Source organism: Paenibacillus sp. NPDC057934 (assembly GCF_042887565.1).
In the GTDB taxonomy this organism is placed as follows: domain Bacteria; phylum Bacillota; class Bacilli; order Paenibacillales; family Paenibacillaceae; genus Paenibacillus_AQ.
In genome coordinates this window covers 174,672-192,480 of sequence record NZ_JBHVPB010000005.1, presented here as the reverse complement: position 1 = coordinate 192,480, position 17,809 = coordinate 174,672, and the positions used below count along the sequence as shown (strand labels likewise).

Sequence of the window (17,809 nt, the reverse complement as noted above, 5' to 3'; positions counted from 1 at the left end):
CTGTCTTTAGAATCTGCTGTTTCTCTGCTCGATTTTATCAGCGATATACAAATCCAATGCCCTAATTCCGCGAGTTGCCAGCTTAACGAACAGGATGAAGGCATACACTCCACAACCCAAAAAGAACAAATAAAGCAGAACACCAAAGATTCCAAAGCCCGTCATCATCACGAATAACCCCTCCATTACATAGATTTACAAACATTTATAAGTGACTAAAGCCACATCCTCCTCCTGATTATAGAGAATCGCGCTATAATTGGAAATGCGCTATACTGGTTGAAGCGCAGAAAAAGGAGGAGCAGAAGTGAAATTACGTAAATTAATCGGCAGTCTCATCATTGTTGCGCTGCTAGCTCTGGGTTCTTACTGGTATGAAGAGGACGGACAAATCCCGCCATCATCCCCATCCGATTCCGAAATTGTTCAGTTGGTCTTCCCTTCAGATCGTTATCCAGAGACAGCCAAGCATATCCAGGATGCCATTGCGAATGGTGAGTCTGCCATATGTACAATCGATCGTGAGCAAGCAGAGAACAACCGTCGCCTTTCTTTAAAGGGCGTCCCTACCAAGAAGGGATATGACCGCGACGAATGGCCGATGGCGATGTGCCAGGAAGGCGGAGAAGGCGCAGATATTGAATACATATCGCCAAGCGACAACCGCGGTGCCGGAAGTTGGGTTGGCAATCAGTTGGAAGGATATGCGGACGGCGTCCGTGTAGAGTTCATGTTCCAATAATGAAAGAACCGGCCCCGGATAACCTCCGGGGCCTTATTATGTAAAGATCTCCACAATATTCGCCATCCAGACCCATCTGAATGTGCCATTGTTCAACTCTAGCTTGATTTGCAGCGGTTTGACGTTCATAATCCTCACAATACCACTTAATTCTTCAGTGCCAAAAGGGTCCCAAGTATACATGGAAATCCTGCACCCGGTCTGAAACGAACAATAGATATCTTTCATCATTCCCTTCCGTTGCGCCATCGACAATTCAGGCTTACCGCGGTATTGCATATCTCTACAATCCACCTCTAGCCGCTCCAGTAAGCGCTTCATCCAAAGTTCCTGACTTGTTGTTACTCCGATATTCCCAAGATTGCTGGTCATGATGTCTGTCCCCCTGCCGAAATCCAACGATTGATTATATTATATGCGAACAAATGTTCTTAGCGCAATGATTAAAATCCTCTATGACTACCGAAAGAACCAAACGCCAAATTGAGCCTGCTCGCAGAAAAAAGAAATAACCCCCGCCCGGCTAAGGCCAGGGGGGGGACAGTCCGATAAAACTATCCTAGAACAAACAGGCTTTTGTGATGATAACCAACAGAATGAAGAGAACCAGAATAGCACCTGTAGAAGTAAAAGGACTTACACACGGAGCCACGACAGGAGCTTCATTTACCGGACTAACATTTCCACAACCGCAACCATACCCTGCACCCATTTAAATTTCCTCCTTAGAATGATGAATATTGAATACAGCTCAGAATATGTGAAATTTCGCCTTGAGGTATGGGCCAACAGGTAAAGAAATACCTGACAATTGCATCAAGACCTTGACTGAGCGATTTTTGTGTATCCTGCCTGCTTATCAAAAAGAATATCCCTGTCGATATAGCTTATAGGAGGAGGTGCGACATGGATATTGCAGCATTATCCACTTCAATGGGCCAGGTATCCTTGGCCCAAGCCGTGGGTATACAAGTGTTAAGTATTGCTAAGGATCAAGCAGAGATCCAGTCCCAGAATCTGGTGCAGATGCTTGAACAAAGCGTTCATCCGAACTTAGGAAAAACACTTGATATTCGCGTCTGATTGTTTTATGCTAATCTTCACAAGAACATCAGTTCCCTTTTTAAAAAATTCAAAAGGTATCAGGCGGAAAGCAGACACCTGCTTTCTCCGCCTCACTGTATTTCACACAGCCCTTTGGGCTTTTCTTTTGATTTTAAACACGAACATACGATCCTATAACGAGGTGAATGAAGTGAAATCATATTATCAAATGACTGTTTTGGAGAAATGGACAGAGGATTTATACAACCGGCTCCAAATAAAGCAGCCTTCCCAAATCTCCATTGAGTATATTTCAGAGCGCTTGAATATCTGGGTTCATTATCTCGATGTGAGAAGCAAGGCGGTGGAAGCCTCTGCCGGGATGTACAGCATGTTCATTGATAACCGTCTGCCAGCAAGCATGCAGCGCCTGGAATTTCTTCACGCCCTCTGCCATCTGCTGCGCCACTCCGGGAAGCGTACGCTGATGCCCGAAATCTTCACTCAGGATCAGGAGGATGAATCCGACCGTTTCATTCTGTATGCCTCCATGCCCTACTCCATGATCTCGCGCATGCCGTTGCCCGAGCATCGTGGTGAGGCTATCCGATACCTCTCAGCTATGTTTCAAGTCCCGAACGAGTTGGCTGTCCAGCGGATCGACCAGATACAAAGACGTATATTTCAAGGTCAACTGCTTGCGGTAATGTCCCCAGCAAATTAATTCCACTGATATTCAGTCCGGCTCGCGGAGATAATAGCGATAACAGAATCGCCAAGCTATACGGCCCACCCGCGTTGCATGGCGGAATGATCTCATTGGAGGGAGCCCTATGGAAGCCACTAAAGTCATTGCCTTATTATTGACCCATCCTGAATACAATGTTGATGCAGTACACCCCGAAATGCCTGATTTTGTCGGAATCGAAGCGATTGAAGTGGACCACGAGACTCAGACCTTTTCCATCCTGCTGCAAGAACCTAGGGAAGATGATATAGTCCTATAATCACACGCTCCGTTAGGTTGAGCGACCGGCGGAGCCCTTATGATTCATGAGACTATAAGATCTATGTGACCTGTATAAGCATGAACCGCCTCCCGCTGACGGTTGTTATACCAATCATAATATGGGTATAATTGACACAGACTAATCTATGGAGGCAATTTGATGAATAAAGGAGTACGTCAGAACTTGCAAGCCGCAGTCGCAAAGAACGAACGTATCAACCTCGTTTTATTGAATGGCGGGAACCTGAAGGGCACAGCCGAAGCCTTGACCTACCGAATGATCAAGATACAGACGGAGGAACAATCCCTCTGGGTTCCGATTACGGAGATCGAGAGCGTGTCCCATACATTGCAACACAATATAACCGGTACCCCAGTGGATCAGGAAGCCAGCAGAGAGAAAGACAGTCACATCACTATCAGCCGCATCCAAGAGGCAATCGCCCAAGAGAATAACCCCAGGCAACTAAGAGCCTTGGCAGAGCTTCTAATCACATATCTAGATAAGAAAATCTACGATTAACTATTTTACTGACAAACTCTGTAAGCAGACATCATACTATGTTCATCCTACTCATACATAGGCCTGACTACATCAAAGCACCTCGCCTTATCGGCAAGGTGCTTATTTTGCGGCTTTCCACAAGCGCCTCTCCATGACTACTTGGCTATCGCTCTTAAAACACCCGTCAGCCGCTTAATTCCCTCTGTCCCAGCCCAACTCCCGGCACTCGCCAAAAACACGTTATGAAACAACTTCATGGCTATGGAATACGCCATCGTTCCGATCACGATCTCCATGACAAAAAACCGCAGGATATCACCGGAGGTTATAATATACACCTTGAACTCTTGATTATGCAGCATGGGCTCACCATCCACCTCTAAAAGCGTTTATGTAACCCATATGCTTTCACCAGTTTGTCTGATTCCTGTAAACATTTCTCAATATTATAGTAATATTTACCTAGTTCTGATAGACTATATCTAAAATATTATTCAATCCAGGAGGATTTTGCGTGAAAAAAGTAATACTTCCATTGTTCATATCAATCATTTTAATGCTCACACCTGCTTTGGCCAGTGCCCATCCCGGTCGAACTGATGCAAACGGTGGTCACTACTGCCGCACCAACTGTGAAAAGTGGGGATTGAAAAAGGGAGAATACCACTATCACAACAGTGGATCCAAAAAGAAAAAACACTAAGTCTACAAGCGTCTCTGGCACCTCAATCTCAATATTTGAAATTAAAAGAGCTGCCAGAGTAAAAACAAACCCTAAATTTTCTTCAATGTGTTCTCATTAACTAGAATAATGCGTCTTATTCTGCGTTCCTAAACCTAAGGAATTTCAGAATCCATAAGCTGTACTCTAAATTCCCCAGATTTAACCATCGTATGGAATCTAAGCCTCTGAGTCGAAGTAAGATATGAATATTCCTCTTTCTCAACTTCTGCCGGCTTGCCCAAAGCACTCATGCTTTGATTCTGGGTCCATTGATCAAATTCTCCCAGATCAAGATAATCAATTGTGTCTATTACATACTCGACAGTCAGTTTTAAATTATGCTTTAAATTCCATATGTCCACTTTGGAGTTCACTTCAAATGAATCATCGGGGTTGTTCCACATTGAATTATCATCAAACAAGATTTTCACGATATCCACTTCTATGCTTGTCTAAAGCTCGGGAGTATACCATCTTTAAATTCAACCTTACATTCAAATGTGTTCCGCTGATCTTCAACTGGATCACCGAATCGGTCATAGCAGTAAATCTTTCCTGTGCTTCTACTCTCATATAATTTATAATCAAGACATTCAACAGGACATTCGATATTTACTAACATTCTATTCCCCCGCTTAATCGCTTAATAAACGTAGATCGTCTCCCTCTGAAAAACATTCCCGACATAAGACCAGCAGCCCAATACAACAGTGTCACAGACCATATTTGTTCATATGGATTTACTCTTCCAAATAGTTATATATTACCATATAAAAAACAGGTATCTATACTTCTTTGCGGAAAAATGCAAGGGTTTACCATTAGATCAGCATTATACTGAAGTCTTTTTTCAGTTTCGAAATATTTATAAATAAACAGCAAAAACCCTTACAACGTAAGGGTTTTTGTGAAGTGGGCCCTGAGGAACTCGAACCCCCGACCAAGCCGACCACTCTAACCTACTGAGCTTGGGGAAAGGTTAAATTGTACTTAACTCTGTTCCAGTTCCTTCATTATAACATTTCCAACGAATTCTCTAGGTATTTCTTATGATATCCAATTGTTTAAATACCATTTCTCTATGATATGTTAAATACTTTGCATGTTCATCAATAACATCTATTATCATATGTTCATTTACATTCAGGAAGATTTTTTCTTGTTCATTTAGATTATCAGAAATTAGGATTGCTCCATTATCTTCAAAACTGATATAGCCTTTATCAAATAAAGCATCATGAGCAGGACAAAGTAAAAAGCCGTTATAGGGGTCTAATCTTTCTTTATTGCTTGATACTCTCCATGGCTTAGTATGACTGGCTATAAGAAAATTAGGATTGCTTATATTACAAATTCTACACTTACATCCGAACTTCAACAATTTCGTTTTAAATAAGCCTTGGCCTACTCTAGTTTTCACAATTTGTTCCTTCTCCGTTGGATCTAAACCAGAAGGCAACCTAGTTTCAATGTCTATTATAAAAGCTTCCTCATCAGGTCTTATATAACCTAATAATTCTAACAAAAAATTCGCGAATTCCTGAGAAATCTGATAAAGGTATCCTTGATTCCCACCACCCTTAATATTAAAAGGAGCATATTTGGGAGCCTGAAGGTTCCTTATTTCTTCTGAATAGTCACTGAATTTTATCGGATTTTCAACTCTATTATATTCTCCTTTTACATACCAACCATGGTTTCTCCATAGTTCTTTCTTATCTAGACCAACCGGCTTCTCCTGCTCATTACAATCTTCGAGTACAGTAATAATATCCAGAAGGTAACCACCAACACTATTAAATACTAAATCGTCTTTTTTTACATTAGTCATTGTAGTCCAATAATGAAAGGTCCTATCATCATTATTTTTTGTTGGTGCCCAAAGAAACCCACCTGATCGTTCTTCATCGTAACTTGCATTTTGAAAAACAATAAAATAATTCATCAATATACGTCCTCTCATCTTCAAGAATTTGTATAGTCCATTAATTAATAACACTTCTCATTAACTGAATTCGACAATAAAATCGGAATTCCTTGCGAAACGCATTACGAGTGCGACACATCTAATTTTTATAGAGTTCTATTAGGTTATATACAGCCAAGTTCTTGCACTGTATATCATTCTAAGGTTCTGTAAGTGTCTATTATTTCCGGTATGACGGTAGAAGAAATGGTAGAAGAACCAACCAGAAATTGCCATGCGATAAAATTAACCCTAACAAGGGAGGATCATATCTAACAAGCGTTAATATGCTTGCCATTAATTTACACGCATTATAATGCGTGTTATTCTGGCATCAGCATCCACGCAATGGGCCAGATGGTGCCGAAAGATACATTAAAGAGTGTTGAAAGATCTTCCGGGGTTAAGTTCTAACCCCGGGCTTTCCCTTATCTCCCCTCTATTCGTAGCAAATCGTCTGGTAGGTATGTATACAAAATTATCGCTTCACATGTTAGAGCGTGGATTGAAATAATTTCGTTCCCCTGAAGGGATACGTTAGGAGGATGAACAAATTGACAAATGTAGTATCTTTTTATTTTTACCCCGTAGTTGCAGAGCAAACAGAAAACGGAGGGTATGGATTATACTTTCCCGATTTCCCTGGCACGGCCATTTTCGCACCAGATATCCAGACTGCTGTCGGAAACGCGAAAGACATGTTGATCAACCTCCTATTGGAGATTGAAGAGAAAGGAGATACGCCACCGCCACCTTCGGCTCCGGATCAAATTGAACTCGAAGATCAAAATGACAAGATCGTGTTCATTGACGTATACATGCCCCCTTACCGCGACGCGGCTGCCAACAAAGCCGTAACGAAGAATTGCACTTTGCCTAAGTGGCTGCGTGACGCGGCGGACGAAGCAGGACTTAACTTCTCTCAGATTTTACAGAACGGTTTAAAGGATGCGTTAGGCGTAGACAAACGACAATAATTGAAGTTGCTGAAACGCACTCCTGAAAACTGGAGTGCGTTTTCTTTCATTTCATATAGCAACATTTCCCTTATTTTGATAGACTGATTATGGAATTACTATCATATTAGGGGGCAAGACTCATCATGTGGCTGTTTATTGAGATTATTGGTTTTTTGGCAGCGATTATCTTTGCGATAATGGGGATCGTTGCAAAATTGAGAAAGAAGGATACAATGAAGCGCAATTTTATCATTGCTATAGCCGCCTTTGTTCTGTTCATCATAGGCGCTGTAAATCTAGGTGCAGATAATGAACCGGCTGAAGTTGCTAAGGAGTCAGCGTCGCCAGCTTCTGCTGCACCAACCGTTGAACCTACAGCAAATCCAACTGTGCCACCCGCAACCGAGAAACCTAAAGCAACGGAGCCAAGCGACGAAGCGTGGCAGAAGTCCTTTAGAAAAATTGCGCTGAATGAGGCAGGAGCATACATAGAAATAAAGGTAAAAGGCACTATGACTAATGATCTAATTAAATCCCGCTCTGGAGTTATAAAACAACAGGCCGACAAGATTACAAATGATGACAAAGGAAAATTCATGGATTTAGCTGCAGCTGTAGCCGCCGACGACACGGAGAATGTAAAAAAGATTTACACAGAATTAGGCGGAGAAGATTTCCCGGAGCTTCATAAAGCCGCTAAACCTGTAGTAGCTAAAGAAGAACCAACAAAGGAAAACCCACCTACAATCACTAAGTCGGAATACGAAAAAATTGAAAACGGAATGTCATACAAAAAAGTTCAGCAGATTATTGGTGGCCCAGGTGAAGTATTATCTGAGGGAGGGGAAAAGGGAACCGAGTTTTACACTATAATGGTCGTTTACTATGGTGAAGGCAGTCTAGGAGCAAATGCAAACTTCATGTTCCAGGGAGATAAACTTCTAAACAAAGCTCAGTTAGGATTGAAATAAAAAAAGCCCCGCCGACCAATTAAGGTTGACGGGGCGTGAGCCTTAAAACAGCAAAAAACCCTTACAATGTAAGGGTTTTAGCGAAGTGGGCCCTGAGGGACTCGAACCCCCGACCAATCGGTTATGAGCCGACCGCTCTAACCAACTGAGCTAAGGGCCCGGATCTAAAATATCCGTATTTAGGAGTGCTGAGGATGAATAAAATTGGTTGCGGGGGCAGGATTTGAACCTGCGGCCTTCGGGTTATGAGCCCGACGAGCTACCGAGCTGCTCCACCCCGCGTCATTCATTAAATTCAAACAGCGACAATAATTAATATACATTACATGATACCTCTATGTCAAGAGAAATTAGAAAAACTTCTCAAGGGAGGAAACGTACCCCGTACTTCCCCTTGCGAGAGCGGTAAATTTCCACGAAACGTGGGTCATGATAGCCGTAAATCCATCCGTCCTGCTCCAGTCGTTTGGCTAGACATCCGGCTTGAAATCGGGTTCGGAACAACTTGGCGAAGTATATCCAGTTCATGCTGTATTCGGCTCCTTTGTCGGCAAAATAATGGGATTCCTTCATGAGCTTATCATACCCAGTTTTCATAAAATAAGCCGCCGAAACCCCCGGCGGCTTTGAACCTTTTATTTGGAATAAATACTGGTTAATTCCTTACAGCACCTTGCGAAAACCAGCCATCCTCCAGATCAAAGGTGGACGCAGGGGATTTTTTCAGCTTCTCAAGCATCTTATTGCCCTGAGATTCCCAAGTTTTCAGTGCCCGATCTACGGACTGGCGGCCGTTATATACTTCGATGAACAACTGTCGGCCGGCATCGCTGATTTGGGTAATTCCCGGCTTCTGCGCCTCTAGTTGATCCATAGCGGGATCACCGGCAGGCAGTGGTTTCTGTGTATAAAAAGGCTGCAAATCCAGACCCGGCTGACTGGAAGTAATGTAGTCTTTGCGGGATGTCAATTCGTAGTTGTTATGGGCTTTGATTTTCGCCACTTCGTTGCTGTTCACGAACTTAATCAGGTCCCAGGCATCCTCTTGATCGGGTGCATTAGCACTGATCGCCATCATATTTCCCAGCCAAGTGCCAGATGACACCCCCGGCTTCTCCGCATGCGAAGGTACATTCACAATGCCCCACTCCGTCAGCTTGTAGTTGGGGATTTTGGAGGCGTTTCGCTCAATATCCGCCAATTCTTTCACATAGCCATACTCTCCGATAACCATGGCAGCCTTGCCTGTCGCGAACATATCTCCCTGAAGCGGGTTGAAGCCATTGCTCTCGGGACTACCGACAGACTCATCGCTAACAAACCCGGGAATAATCCCCTTATGTACAAGTTCACTATAGGTTGTCCATGCTTTTTTCCATGGCTGACTGTTGACAGTCATCTTCTCGCCTTTGTTATCGTACATGGTCAGTTGAAGCGGCGATATATAGGTCAACAAATCCCAGAATGGATCGCTGGAATAACGGCTCATGGAGAATCCGTAGACACGGCTGGCGGGATGACCAGACACTTTGGCCACCTTGGAAGCATTGACAACCTTCGTCGCCAGTGTGAAGACTTCATCCCAGGTCATTCCATTCGTTGGATAAGGCAACCCCGCCTCGTCAAAAATAGCTTTGTTATAATACAAAGCACTGGAATTAAAGGTCGGTGCCAGAGCGTACAGGCTGCCATTACCGAGCTCGCGGATACCATCCAGCATCGTCGGCGCCATATTGCTAATATCATAATGGTCACGATCAATCAGCGGCTGAAGCGGCTTGAGCATATTGTGGTCTCTCAGGCTCTTGATGAGCGTGCTGTCCCCGACAATAACATCCACAGGTTTGTCTCCGCCCATGAGCTTACGAATGCTCTCCAGGTTGTTACCTGCGGGTGCTTGCGGGCCAGGATTGAAACGGGTGTCACTACTGTTTATAGCGGGCACAATCTCAAGCTTGACCTCTGGATGCTTCAATTCATACAGATCCGTAAACTGTTGCCGAAAATAGGTATCCTCTTCTCCGCTCCACAAGCTACCGATCCGCAGCACACGTTCTTTCTGCTGAGCATGGCCTTGCCCTGATTCTGCCCACGCCGTATGTAAGCTCGATGACGCCAATGGCAGCAACAATGCTGCACTGAGACCCAGACTCACCCGGCGGATAGCCTTTCGTTTCTTGTCAGTTGTATTCCTATTAAATTTCACTACATATCCCTCCTGAACTTAATAAACAATAGATCATGAATCCTTGGTTACTGGAGTAATCATCCATTCCTTCTTTATGTATTATATAGGTTTATAGCATCATGAAAGTTACAGCAAATTTAAAGTTAAACAACGAATCTTTCATCAAATCCCCTTATATTGGAACAAGTAGAACCGGCTTCGCCGTCCGCAAAGGGGACGGTATCCGTTTCAGCGAGAAATATAAAAATGATTTATAGCGAAAACATATACATTCTTTTGTAAAAAAAAGCCCCTGCGCACCAAGGCGAGGGACTGTAAAATATCCGTTATACTCCAAACGCCGCAGGATCTTTTCTCCAGGAATGTAGAAGATCCACATCACTTGCAGCAATTTTGCTCTGAGACAGTGCAACATCAATCAACGTGGTGTAATTGGACAAGCTCAGCAGCGGAATCTCTGCATCCGTGAACGCCTGTGTGGCCCGATCTAGCTCATAGCTGAAAATAGCCAATACCGCCAGTGGTTCGCCACCGGCCTCCTCAACCGCCTGCGCGGCCTTAATGGAGCTGCCACCAGTGGAGATCAGGTCCTCAATGACAATAACCTTCTGCCCTGGAGCAATCAGGCCCTCGATCTGGTTCTGCTTACCGTGACCTTTGGCCTTGTCACGGATATATGCCATAGGCAGATTCAGCTTATCAGCTACCCAAGCCGCATGCGGGATACCCGCTGTTGCTGTTCCGGCAATCACTTCAGCGTCCGGGTAACGGCTCTTAATCAGCTCGGCAAATGCATCAGCGATATAGTTACGAACCTCTGGATACGATAAGGTCAGACGGTTATCACAGTAGATGGGCGACTTAATACCGGAAGTCCAGGTAAACGGCTCTTGGGGACGCAGGTTTACCGCCCCGATCTCCAGCAAATATGAAGCGACTTGTTCACTTTTATTTGAAAATTGGCTCACGCTTGAATCATCTCCTCAATAATGGTTAATGCCGCTTGACGCGGATCAGATGCCGCCGTAATCGGTCGACCGATGACAAGATAGTGGCTGCCTTGCCGGATCGCTTGTCCCGGTGTCAGGACTCTCGTCTGGTCATCCATGGATGAGCCCGCTGGCCGGATGCCAGGGGTCACTGTGCGAAAATTCGGGCCGCAGGCGGACGCAATGGCCGCTGACTCCTGCGGAGAGGCTACAACGCCATCTAAGCCCGCTTCCGCAGCCAGCTTGGCATACCGAACCACCGTATCGCCTACATTGCCAGGGATTCCAATTTCCCCGTTCATGACTTCCTGACTGGTGCTAGTCAACTGGGTCACCGCAATAATCACCGGCATGTCAAGCTCCGGATTAGCGCTGACTGCAGCTGCTGCGCCCTCACGGGCTGCCGCCATCATGGCCTTGCCGCCTCCGGCATGCACGTTGAACATATTCGCGCCCAGTCTTGTAATGCTGCCTGCTCCGCCTTTTACCGTGTTCGGGATATCATGCATTTTAACATCCAGGAATACAGAGTAGCCTCGGTCTTTCAGCTCCCGTACGAACTCCGGCCCTGCCGCATAGAACAGCTGCATACCTACTTTCATATAGCATGGAATGCCTTCCAGCTTCTCCATAAGCAGTCTTGCACTTCCTACATCCGGGTAATCCAAAGCAATCATCAGCCGCTTAGCCATGTCTGACCATGCAACATCGTGCCCTGGCTTCACCTCTTGTTCTTTCTCGTAAGCCATAACCACCGCTCCTATTTCAGTTTCACCTTGTCCACGAGGACCTCATCCATCTTCTTCATGGCCCGGTCATGGCGGGACGGTCTGCGAATCATCCGCAAACCGTCCCTGTAGCATGATCAATGCTGTCTATTCAGTTCTTTATTGACCGACGAATGCAGGCATGGACTGCGACGAGAAGTTGATTGTCTGCAGCATTCTCAGCAGCGCCGCTACGGTGTCGAGGGAGGTCATGCAGACCACGCCGTTCTCTACCGCTTCACGGCGGATACGGAATCCGTCACGCTCTGGTGTTTTACCCTTAGTCAGGGTGTTGAAGACAAAATTCGCTTGTCCGCCACGAATCAAGTCGATGATGTTCGGCTCGCCCTCGCCGAGCTTGTTCACGTTCATGACATTCAGGCCTGCATCTTCAAGGGCAATTGCTGTACCGCCTGTAGCAATGATTTTGTAACCCATCGCATGGAAGCCCTTCATCAGTTCAACAGCTTCGGCTTTGTCCTTGTCAGCTACCGTCACGATAATGGCTCCCGTAGCCGGGATCTTCATACCCGCTCCGATGAGACCTTTATACAATGCTTTGGCATACAGCTTGTCGCGACCCATAACTTCACCGGTAGATTTCATTTCCGGCCCCAGTGTAGGCTCTACACGGCGCAGCTTGGCAAAGGAGAACACCGGCACTTTAACCGATACATAATCGCTTTCCGGCCATAGTCCTTCTTGGTAGCCATCTTCCTTGAGCTTACCGCCAAGAATAACTTTGGTCGCCAGGTGAGCCATAGGAATACCAGTCACTTTACTGAGGAACGGAACCGTACGCGAGGAGCGCGGGTTAACCTCGATGACATAAACTTCATTTTTATAAATAACGAACTGAATGTTTACCAATCCGATCGTCTTCAGTTCCTTGGCAATCTTGATTGTAATTTCCGAAATCTTCTGCTTCAGACCTTCATCCAGATATTGCGGCGGATAGACGGCGATAGAGTCACCGGAGTGAACCCCTGCCCGTTCCACGTGCTCCATGATGCCCGGAATGACTACAGTCTCTCCGTCGCAGATGGCGTCTACCTCAACCTCTTTACCCAGCATGTAACGGTCAATCAGTACTGGATGCTCTGGATTCACCTTCACAGCTTCCACCATGTAGCTCAGCAGCTCAGTATCGTTGTAGACAATCTCCATCGCACGTCCACCAAGTACATAGGATGGGCGAACCAATACCGGATACCCCAGCGACTGTGCGGTTTCAACGGCTTGATCGACAGTCGTAACCGTCTTACCCTTCGGTTGTGCAATGTCAAGACGGGAGAGCAGTGCTTCGAACTTCTTGCGGTTCTCCGCCTCGTCGATACTTTCCAGACTTGTTCCGAGGATCTTCACCCCGGCAGCACTCAGTGGTGCCGCAAGGTTGATCGCGGTTTGTCCACCGAACTGAACGATTACCCCAATCGGGTTCTCCTGCTCTACTACGTTCATTACATCTTCAAAGAACAGTGGTTCAAAATACAACCGGTCCGATGTGTTGAAGTCTGTAGATACGGTCTCCGGATTGTTATTGATAATTACGGCTTCGTAGCCAGCCTTCTGAATCGCCCATACCGCGTGTACAGTGGAGTAGTCGAATTCAATCCCCTGTCCGATACGGATCGGACCAGAACCGAGCACGATTACTTTCTGCTTGTCAGAAGGCGTCACTTCATTCTCGGTCTCATAGGTGGAGTAGTAGTAAGGTGTGGAAGCCTCAAACTCAGCCGCACAGGTATCTACCATCTTGAACACCGGCTTCAGCCCCTGGCTGAGGCGCAATGCCCGCACTTCAGATTCCTTCGTTTGCTTGCCGTTAGGGTCACCTTCAGCACGGATCTCGGCGATAGCCCGGTCAGTGAAGCCAAACCGCTTAGCTTCATACAACGTTTCCGCTGTCAGACTTTCTTCCCCGCGAATGACGCTCTCGAAGTTCACCAAACCTTCAATCTTGGAGAGGAACCACCAGTCTACATTAGTGATATCCTGAACCTCTTGCAATCCGTAGCCGCGGCGGAATGCCTCGGCGATCAAGAACAGACGCTCATCATCGGCTTTTGCTAACCGATCTCTCAGGACCTGTTCTTCCAGCTTCTCTGCACCTGGCAGACGGAAGCGGTGAACGCCGATCTCCAGGGAACGAACCGCTTTATGAATGGACTCTTCGAAGGTACGGCCGATCGCCATAACCTCTCCTGTCGCTTTCATCTGTGTGCCCAGCTTGCGGTTAGCCGACGTGAACTTGTCGAACGGCCAGCGTGGGATTTTGCTCACGATATAGTCAAGGGTAGGCTCGAAGCAGGCATAAGTCTGCCCGGTTACCGGGTTGACGATTTCATCCAGCGTGTAGCCGAGGGCAATTTTAGCAGCCATCTTCGCAATCGGATAGCCTGTTGCCTTGGAAGCCAGTGCCGAGGAACGGCTAACACGCGGGTTCACTTCAATGACATAGTATTGATAGCTTTGCGGATCAAGCGCGAACTGTACGTTACAGCCGCCTTCGATGTTCAGCGCACGGATAATCTTGAGCGACGCGCTGCGCAGCATTTGGTACTCACGGTCAGACAGCGTCTGGCTTGGCGCCACAACGATACTGTCCCCGGTATGTACACCCACCGGATCAAAGTTCTCCATGTTGCAGACCACGATACAGTTATCGTTGGCATCGCGCATAACTTCATACTCGACTTCCTTCATGCCGGCGATGCTCTTCTCAACCAGACATTGTCCGATTGGACTGTAACGGATACCTGCCTTAACAGTCTCACGCAGTTCCTCTTCGTTATCACAGATACCGCCGCCTGTACCACCCAAAGTGTAGGCAGGACGGACAATCAGCGGATAGCCAATCTCATCGGCGAAGCTCAGGGCTTCTTCCAGCGTAGTGATAATTGTACTCTCTGGAACCGGCTGTTCCAATTCACGCATCAGATCACGGAACAAGTCGCGGTCTTCAGCTTTCTCAATGGACTCAAGCTGGGTACCGAGCAGCTTCACATTCTCCTGCTCCAGCACACCTGCACGGGCCAGTTCTACAGCCATATTCAAACCAGTCTGTCCACCAAGCGTTGGCAGCAAGCCGTCCGGACGCTCCTGGCGGATAATGCCGGTGACAAATTCAAGAGTAATAGGTTCAATATAGACCTTGTCAGCCATATTCGTATCGGTCATGATGGTCGCCGGGTTACTGTTAATCAGCACCACTTCAACGCCTTCTTCTTTCAGGGCTTGGCAAGCCTGAGTTCCTGCATAGTCGAACTCGGCTGCTTGGCCGATAACGATCGGACCGGAGCCGATCACCAGTATCTTTTTGAGCTTATCATTCTTAGGCATGTTATCTTGCTCCTTTCACGGCTTCAAGCTGGGGCGTGGGCTGCGGCGCCGTGATTCTGGCGTTGGCTGCAAGCTGCGCCTGACGCGTGCTGACAGGCTTGCTCGCCTTATGGTCTGCAATCATTTGCAGGAAACGGTCGAACAAATAGCTACTGTCATGCGGTCCCGGCGCTGCTTCTGGGTGATATTGCACTGAGAAAGCAGGGTAACGGGTATGTTTTAGTCCTTCGACTGTCTTATCGTTATTGTTGATATGTGTAACTTCCAGCTCTGTGCTAGTGATGGAATCTTCATTAACGGTGTAGCCGTGGTTCTGCGAAGTGATGAAGCAACGTCCGCTTTCCAGTTCCTTGACCGGGTGATTCCCGCCGCGGTGCCCGAACTTCAGCTTCTCAGTATCAGCACCGCAAGCCAGTGCGAACAATTGGTGACCCAAGCAGATACCGAAGATCGGATATTCACCAAGCAACTCGGAGATCGTTTGTACCGCGTAAGGTACGTCTTTAGGGTCCCCAGGGCCGTTGGACAGTTGAATACCGTCCGGATTCAGGCGGCGAATCTCGTCTGCTGTCACATCATGCGGTACGACTACAACGTCACAACCGCGGTTGTTCAGCTCGCGCAGAATACCTGTCTTAGCACCGTAATCGACGAGTACGATTCTTTCCTTGTTGCCAGGACTAATGTAAGTGTTCGGTGTAGAGGTGCGTGCTACCTGGTTGCGCAGTTCCTCAATACTGGTATCACCCATCATTTCCTGCAGTTCCTCTACCCGTTTGTTGGACGTGGTCAGGATTGCTTTCATTGTTCCGTAGTGACGAATGATACGGGTCAGCATCCGAGTGTCAATTCCGCTGATGCCGGGAATGCCATATTCTTTCAGCAGATCGTCTACGCTGTATTCTGCGCGCCAGTTACTTGGCACCGTCTCATGCCGACGCACCACAAATCCGTGTACAAACGGACGTGCCGATTCGAAATCATCGCGGGTGATGCCGTAGTTTCCGATCAACGGATAGGTCATGGTAACGATCTGACCGCAGTAAGAAGGATCCGACAGTACCTCTTGATATCCTGTAATTCCTGTGTTAAATACTACCTCGCCTGTCTTCTCGCCCTCGGCACCAAATGCGGTACCTGTAAACAGCGTGCCATCCTGCAGCAACAATCTTGCCTGCATTCCCTTCCACTCCTTCTTGTTGTTTCTATTATAAAAGTTAGTTAGTTTGTCTCATTCCAGACCAGCTTGCCATCCACCCAGGTGCTTACTGGCCAACCTTTAAGCTTCCATCCGGCAAAAGGAGTATTCCGACCCTTCGTCGCAAAATCCGCGGGGTTCACTTCCTTCTCCTGTTCCAGATCAATAAGTGTCAAATCTGCAGGCGCTCCAGCTTCCAATACCCCGGTATTCAATCGAAATACGCGAGCCGGATCAGCCGTCATCCGCTGGACCAGCAGGGACAAGTCCCATTTGCCTGTGGCTACAAAAGCCGTGTAGAGCAGCGGGAACGCTGTCTCAAAGCCTACAATACCGAATGGCGCAAGCTGCATGCCCTTAGCTTTCTCCTCTTCGCTGTGTGGTGCGTGATCGGTAACGATCATATCGAGCGTACCATCCAGCAGACCTTCGATACAAGCATCTACGTCACATCGGGAACGAAGCGGCGGGTTCATTTTCCAATTGGCATCCAAACCCGGAATATCCTCTTCCGAGAGCAGCAGATGGTGCGGACATACCTCAGCGGTTACCTTAATCCCGATCTCCTTGGCTTGACGAATCAGCCTTACTGACTGCTCAGTGCTGACATGGCAGACATGATAGTGGACCCCGGTCGCTTCCGCGAGCAAAATATCACGTCCAACATGGATCGCCTCCGACTCATTCGGAATTCCGATCAGACCATGCTGGTCTGCAAACTTGCCTTCAGCCACACAGCCACCCTCTACCAGCGAGTTATCCTCACAGTGGGCAATCACCGGCATATCCAACTTTGCAGCGAGCTTCATGGCGTCTTTCATCATTTGCGCGCTCTGTACACCCACACCGTCATCTGTAAACCCAATCGCTCCAGCTTCCTTCAGCGCTGGAAAATCAGTCAGCTCTCTGCCTAGCTCATTCTTCGTGATCGCTGCATAAGGCAGGACCTTTACTAGACCGGCTTCACGCGCCTTGTCTTTAACCAATTGCACCACTTCCGGGCTGTCCGTCACCGGACGCGTATTCGGCATACAGGCGATGGTGGTAAAACCGCCCTTGGCTGCCGAACGACTGCCCGTTTCAATCGTTTCCTTGTGTTCGAATCCTGGTTCACGCAGATGCACATGCATATCAATCAGGCCGGGAATCAGCAGCTTTCCTTCTGCATCAACGATCTCAGTAGTTCCGGTTACTTCCTCATTTCCATCTATAAGAGCGGAGATCACTCCGTCCTCAATGACGATGTGTTTTCGCTCCGGCTTGCCTTCCTTATTCAATACGCTGGCGTTTTTAATGATCACTGTCATGATTCTCCTTTTTGCCTGCAGACCACTGCCGCAAGCTTCCCCGTTATTATATAATAAAAATTCATCATTGTGTATATTTATTAATCGGTTAATGTTAG

The 17,809-nt window shown here is 47.0% G+C and carries 20 protein-coding genes, 2 tRNA genes and 1 pseudogene; 8 read left to right on the top strand and 15 right to left on the bottom strand.

Annotated features, from left to right (window positions below; all coding sequences use genetic code 11):
• Nucleotides 1–6 precede the first annotated feature (6 nt).
• Complete coding sequence (locus ACFVRY_RS13215; protein ID WP_387500984.1) at nucleotides 7–171, bottom strand: hypothetical protein; 165 nt, start codon at nucleotides 169–171, stop codon at nucleotides 7–9.
• Between the two features lie 136 nt (nucleotides 172–307).
• On the opposite strand from ACFVRY_RS13215, the gene ACFVRY_RS13210 reads away from it, so the two are divergent.
• Entirely contained in the window at nucleotides 308–742 is a 435-nt protein-coding gene (locus ACFVRY_RS13210; RefSeq protein WP_387500638.1) for a DNA-entry nuclease, read from the top strand.
• Between the two features lie 36 nt (nucleotides 743–778).
• Here the strand turns inward: ACFVRY_RS13210 and ACFVRY_RS13205 are convergent, their stop codons facing one another.
• Both ACFVRY_RS13205 and ACFVRY_RS13200 read right to left on the bottom strand, forming a co-directional pair.
• Complete coding sequence (locus tag ACFVRY_RS13205; protein WP_387500637.1) at nucleotides 779–1,114, bottom strand: YolD-like family protein; 336 nt, start codon at nucleotides 1,112–1,114, stop codon at nucleotides 779–781.
• 187 nt (nucleotides 1,115–1,301) lie between these two features.
• Nucleotides 1,302–1,394 (bottom strand): YjcZ family sporulation protein, encoded by a 93-nt coding sequence (locus tag ACFVRY_RS13200; RefSeq protein ID WP_387500971.1) that lies wholly within the window; start codon nucleotides 1,392–1,394, stop codon nucleotides 1,302–1,304.
• Nucleotides 1,395–1,648: 254 nt separating this feature from the next.
• Between ACFVRY_RS13200 and ACFVRY_RS13195 the strand changes: the two genes are divergently transcribed.
• The 4 genes from ACFVRY_RS13195 (at nucleotide 1,649) to ACFVRY_RS13180 (ending at nucleotide 3,318) form a co-directional block, all read left to right on the top strand.
• The gene (locus ACFVRY_RS13195) at nucleotides 1,649–1,825 is read left to right on the top strand and encodes a YjfB family protein (protein ID WP_387500636.1); all 177 of its coding nucleotides are present in this window, start codon (nucleotides 1,649–1,651) and stop codon (nucleotides 1,823–1,825) included.
• Between the two features lie 172 nt (nucleotides 1,826–1,997).
• Entirely contained in the window at nucleotides 1,998–2,510 is a 513-nt protein-coding gene (locus tag ACFVRY_RS13190) for an ImmA/IrrE family metallo-endopeptidase (protein ID WP_387500635.1), read from the top strand.
• 109 nt (nucleotides 2,511–2,619) lie between these two features.
• Nucleotides 2,620–2,793 (top strand): hypothetical protein, encoded by a 174-nt coding sequence (locus ACFVRY_RS13185; protein ID WP_387500634.1) that lies wholly within the window; start codon nucleotides 2,620–2,622, stop codon nucleotides 2,791–2,793.
• Nucleotides 2,794–2,955: 162 nt separating this feature from the next.
• Nucleotides 2,956–3,318 (top strand): hypothetical protein, encoded by a 363-nt coding sequence (locus ACFVRY_RS13180; RefSeq protein ID WP_387500633.1) that lies wholly within the window; start codon nucleotides 2,956–2,958, stop codon nucleotides 3,316–3,318.
• A gap of 137 nt (nucleotides 3,319–3,455) precedes the next feature.
• Here the strand turns inward: ACFVRY_RS13180 and ACFVRY_RS13175 are convergent, their stop codons facing one another.
• On the bottom strand, nucleotides 3,456–3,662 hold the full coding sequence (locus ACFVRY_RS13175; protein WP_387500631.1) for a hypothetical protein: 207 nt from the start codon (nucleotides 3,660–3,662) through the stop codon (nucleotides 3,456–3,458).
• 194 nt (nucleotides 3,663–3,856) lie between these two features.
• On the opposite strand from ACFVRY_RS13175, the pseudogene ACFVRY_RS13170 reads away from it, so the two are divergent.
• Nucleotides 3,857–3,980, top strand: a pseudogene (locus ACFVRY_RS13170) (YHYH domain-containing protein); the annotation flags it as partial.
• Between the two features lie 157 nt (nucleotides 3,981–4,137).
• Here ACFVRY_RS13170 and ACFVRY_RS13165 read toward each other — a convergent pair.
• Both ACFVRY_RS13165 and ACFVRY_RS13160 read right to left on the bottom strand, forming a co-directional pair.
• Nucleotides 4,138–4,455 (bottom strand): hypothetical protein, encoded by a 318-nt coding sequence (locus ACFVRY_RS13165; RefSeq protein WP_387500630.1) that lies wholly within the window; start codon nucleotides 4,453–4,455, stop codon nucleotides 4,138–4,140.
• 605 nt (nucleotides 4,456–5,060) lie between these two features.
• The gene (locus ACFVRY_RS13160; protein ID WP_387500629.1) at nucleotides 5,061–5,969 is read right to left on the bottom strand and encodes an HNH endonuclease; all 909 of its coding nucleotides are present in this window, start codon (nucleotides 5,967–5,969) and stop codon (nucleotides 5,061–5,063) included.
• A 566-nt stretch (nucleotides 5,970–6,535) separates the two neighbouring features.
• Here ACFVRY_RS13160 and ACFVRY_RS13155 point away from each other — a divergent pair.
• Together ACFVRY_RS13155 and ACFVRY_RS13150 are read left to right on the top strand one after the other, a co-directional pair.
• Nucleotides 6,536–6,967, top strand: coding sequence for a type II toxin-antitoxin system HicB family antitoxin (locus ACFVRY_RS13155; RefSeq protein WP_387500628.1), 432 nt, complete (start codon nucleotides 6,536–6,538; stop codon nucleotides 6,965–6,967).
• 125 nt (nucleotides 6,968–7,092) lie between these two features.
• Nucleotides 7,093–7,920, top strand: coding sequence for a DUF3862 domain-containing protein (locus ACFVRY_RS13150; protein WP_387500627.1), 828 nt, complete (start codon nucleotides 7,093–7,095; stop codon nucleotides 7,918–7,920).
• 86 nt (nucleotides 7,921–8,006) lie between these two features.
• On the opposite strand, the gene ACFVRY_RS13145 is transcribed toward ACFVRY_RS13150, so the two are convergent.
• The 9 genes from ACFVRY_RS13145 to ACFVRY_RS13105 form a co-directional block, all read right to left on the bottom strand.
• Nucleotides 8,007–8,080 (bottom strand) — tRNA-Ile (locus ACFVRY_RS13145).
• A 45-nt stretch (nucleotides 8,081–8,125) separates the two neighbouring features.
• Nucleotides 8,126–8,202, bottom strand: a tRNA-Met gene (locus ACFVRY_RS13140).
• 81 nt (nucleotides 8,203–8,283) lie between these two features.
• The gene (locus tag ACFVRY_RS13135; RefSeq protein ID WP_175372781.1) at nucleotides 8,284–8,517 is read right to left on the bottom strand and encodes a hypothetical protein; all 234 of its coding nucleotides are present in this window, start codon (nucleotides 8,515–8,517) and stop codon (nucleotides 8,284–8,286) included.
• A 58-nt stretch (nucleotides 8,518–8,575) separates the two neighbouring features.
• A complete protein-coding gene (locus ACFVRY_RS13130; protein WP_387500625.1) occupies nucleotides 8,576–10,126 on the bottom strand; it encodes an ABC transporter substrate-binding protein in 1,551 nt (516 codons plus the stop codon).
• Nucleotides 10,127–10,434: 308 nt separating this feature from the next.
• Entirely contained in the window at nucleotides 10,435–11,076 is a 642-nt protein-coding gene (gene pyrE, locus ACFVRY_RS13125) for an orotate phosphoribosyltransferase (RefSeq protein WP_387500623.1), read from the bottom strand.
• The gene (pyrF, locus tag ACFVRY_RS13120) at nucleotides 11,073–11,846 is read right to left on the bottom strand and encodes an orotidine-5'-phosphate decarboxylase (RefSeq protein WP_387500622.1); all 774 of its coding nucleotides are present in this window, start codon (nucleotides 11,844–11,846) and stop codon (nucleotides 11,073–11,075) included. The genes pyrE and pyrF overlap by 4 nt, the downstream gene beginning before the upstream one ends.
• Before the next feature lie 138 nt (nucleotides 11,847–11,984).
• Nucleotides 11,985–15,206 carry a carbamoyl-phosphate synthase large subunit gene (gene carB, locus ACFVRY_RS13115; protein WP_387500621.1) on the bottom strand — a complete coding sequence of 1,074 codons (3,222 nt, stop codon included), beginning with the start codon at nucleotides 15,204–15,206 and terminating at the stop codon, nucleotides 11,985–11,987.
• A 1-nt stretch (nucleotide 15,207) separates the two neighbouring features.
• A complete protein-coding gene (carA, locus tag ACFVRY_RS13110; RefSeq protein WP_387500619.1) occupies nucleotides 15,208–16,386 on the bottom strand; it encodes a glutamine-hydrolyzing carbamoyl-phosphate synthase small subunit in 1,179 nt (392 codons plus the stop codon).
• Between the two features lie 41 nt (nucleotides 16,387–16,427).
• Nucleotides 16,428–17,711 carry a dihydroorotase gene (locus tag ACFVRY_RS13105; protein WP_387500618.1) on the bottom strand — a complete coding sequence of 428 codons (1,284 nt, stop codon included), beginning with the start codon at nucleotides 17,709–17,711 and terminating at the stop codon, nucleotides 16,428–16,430.
• Nucleotides 17,712–17,809: the final 98 nt, after the last annotated feature.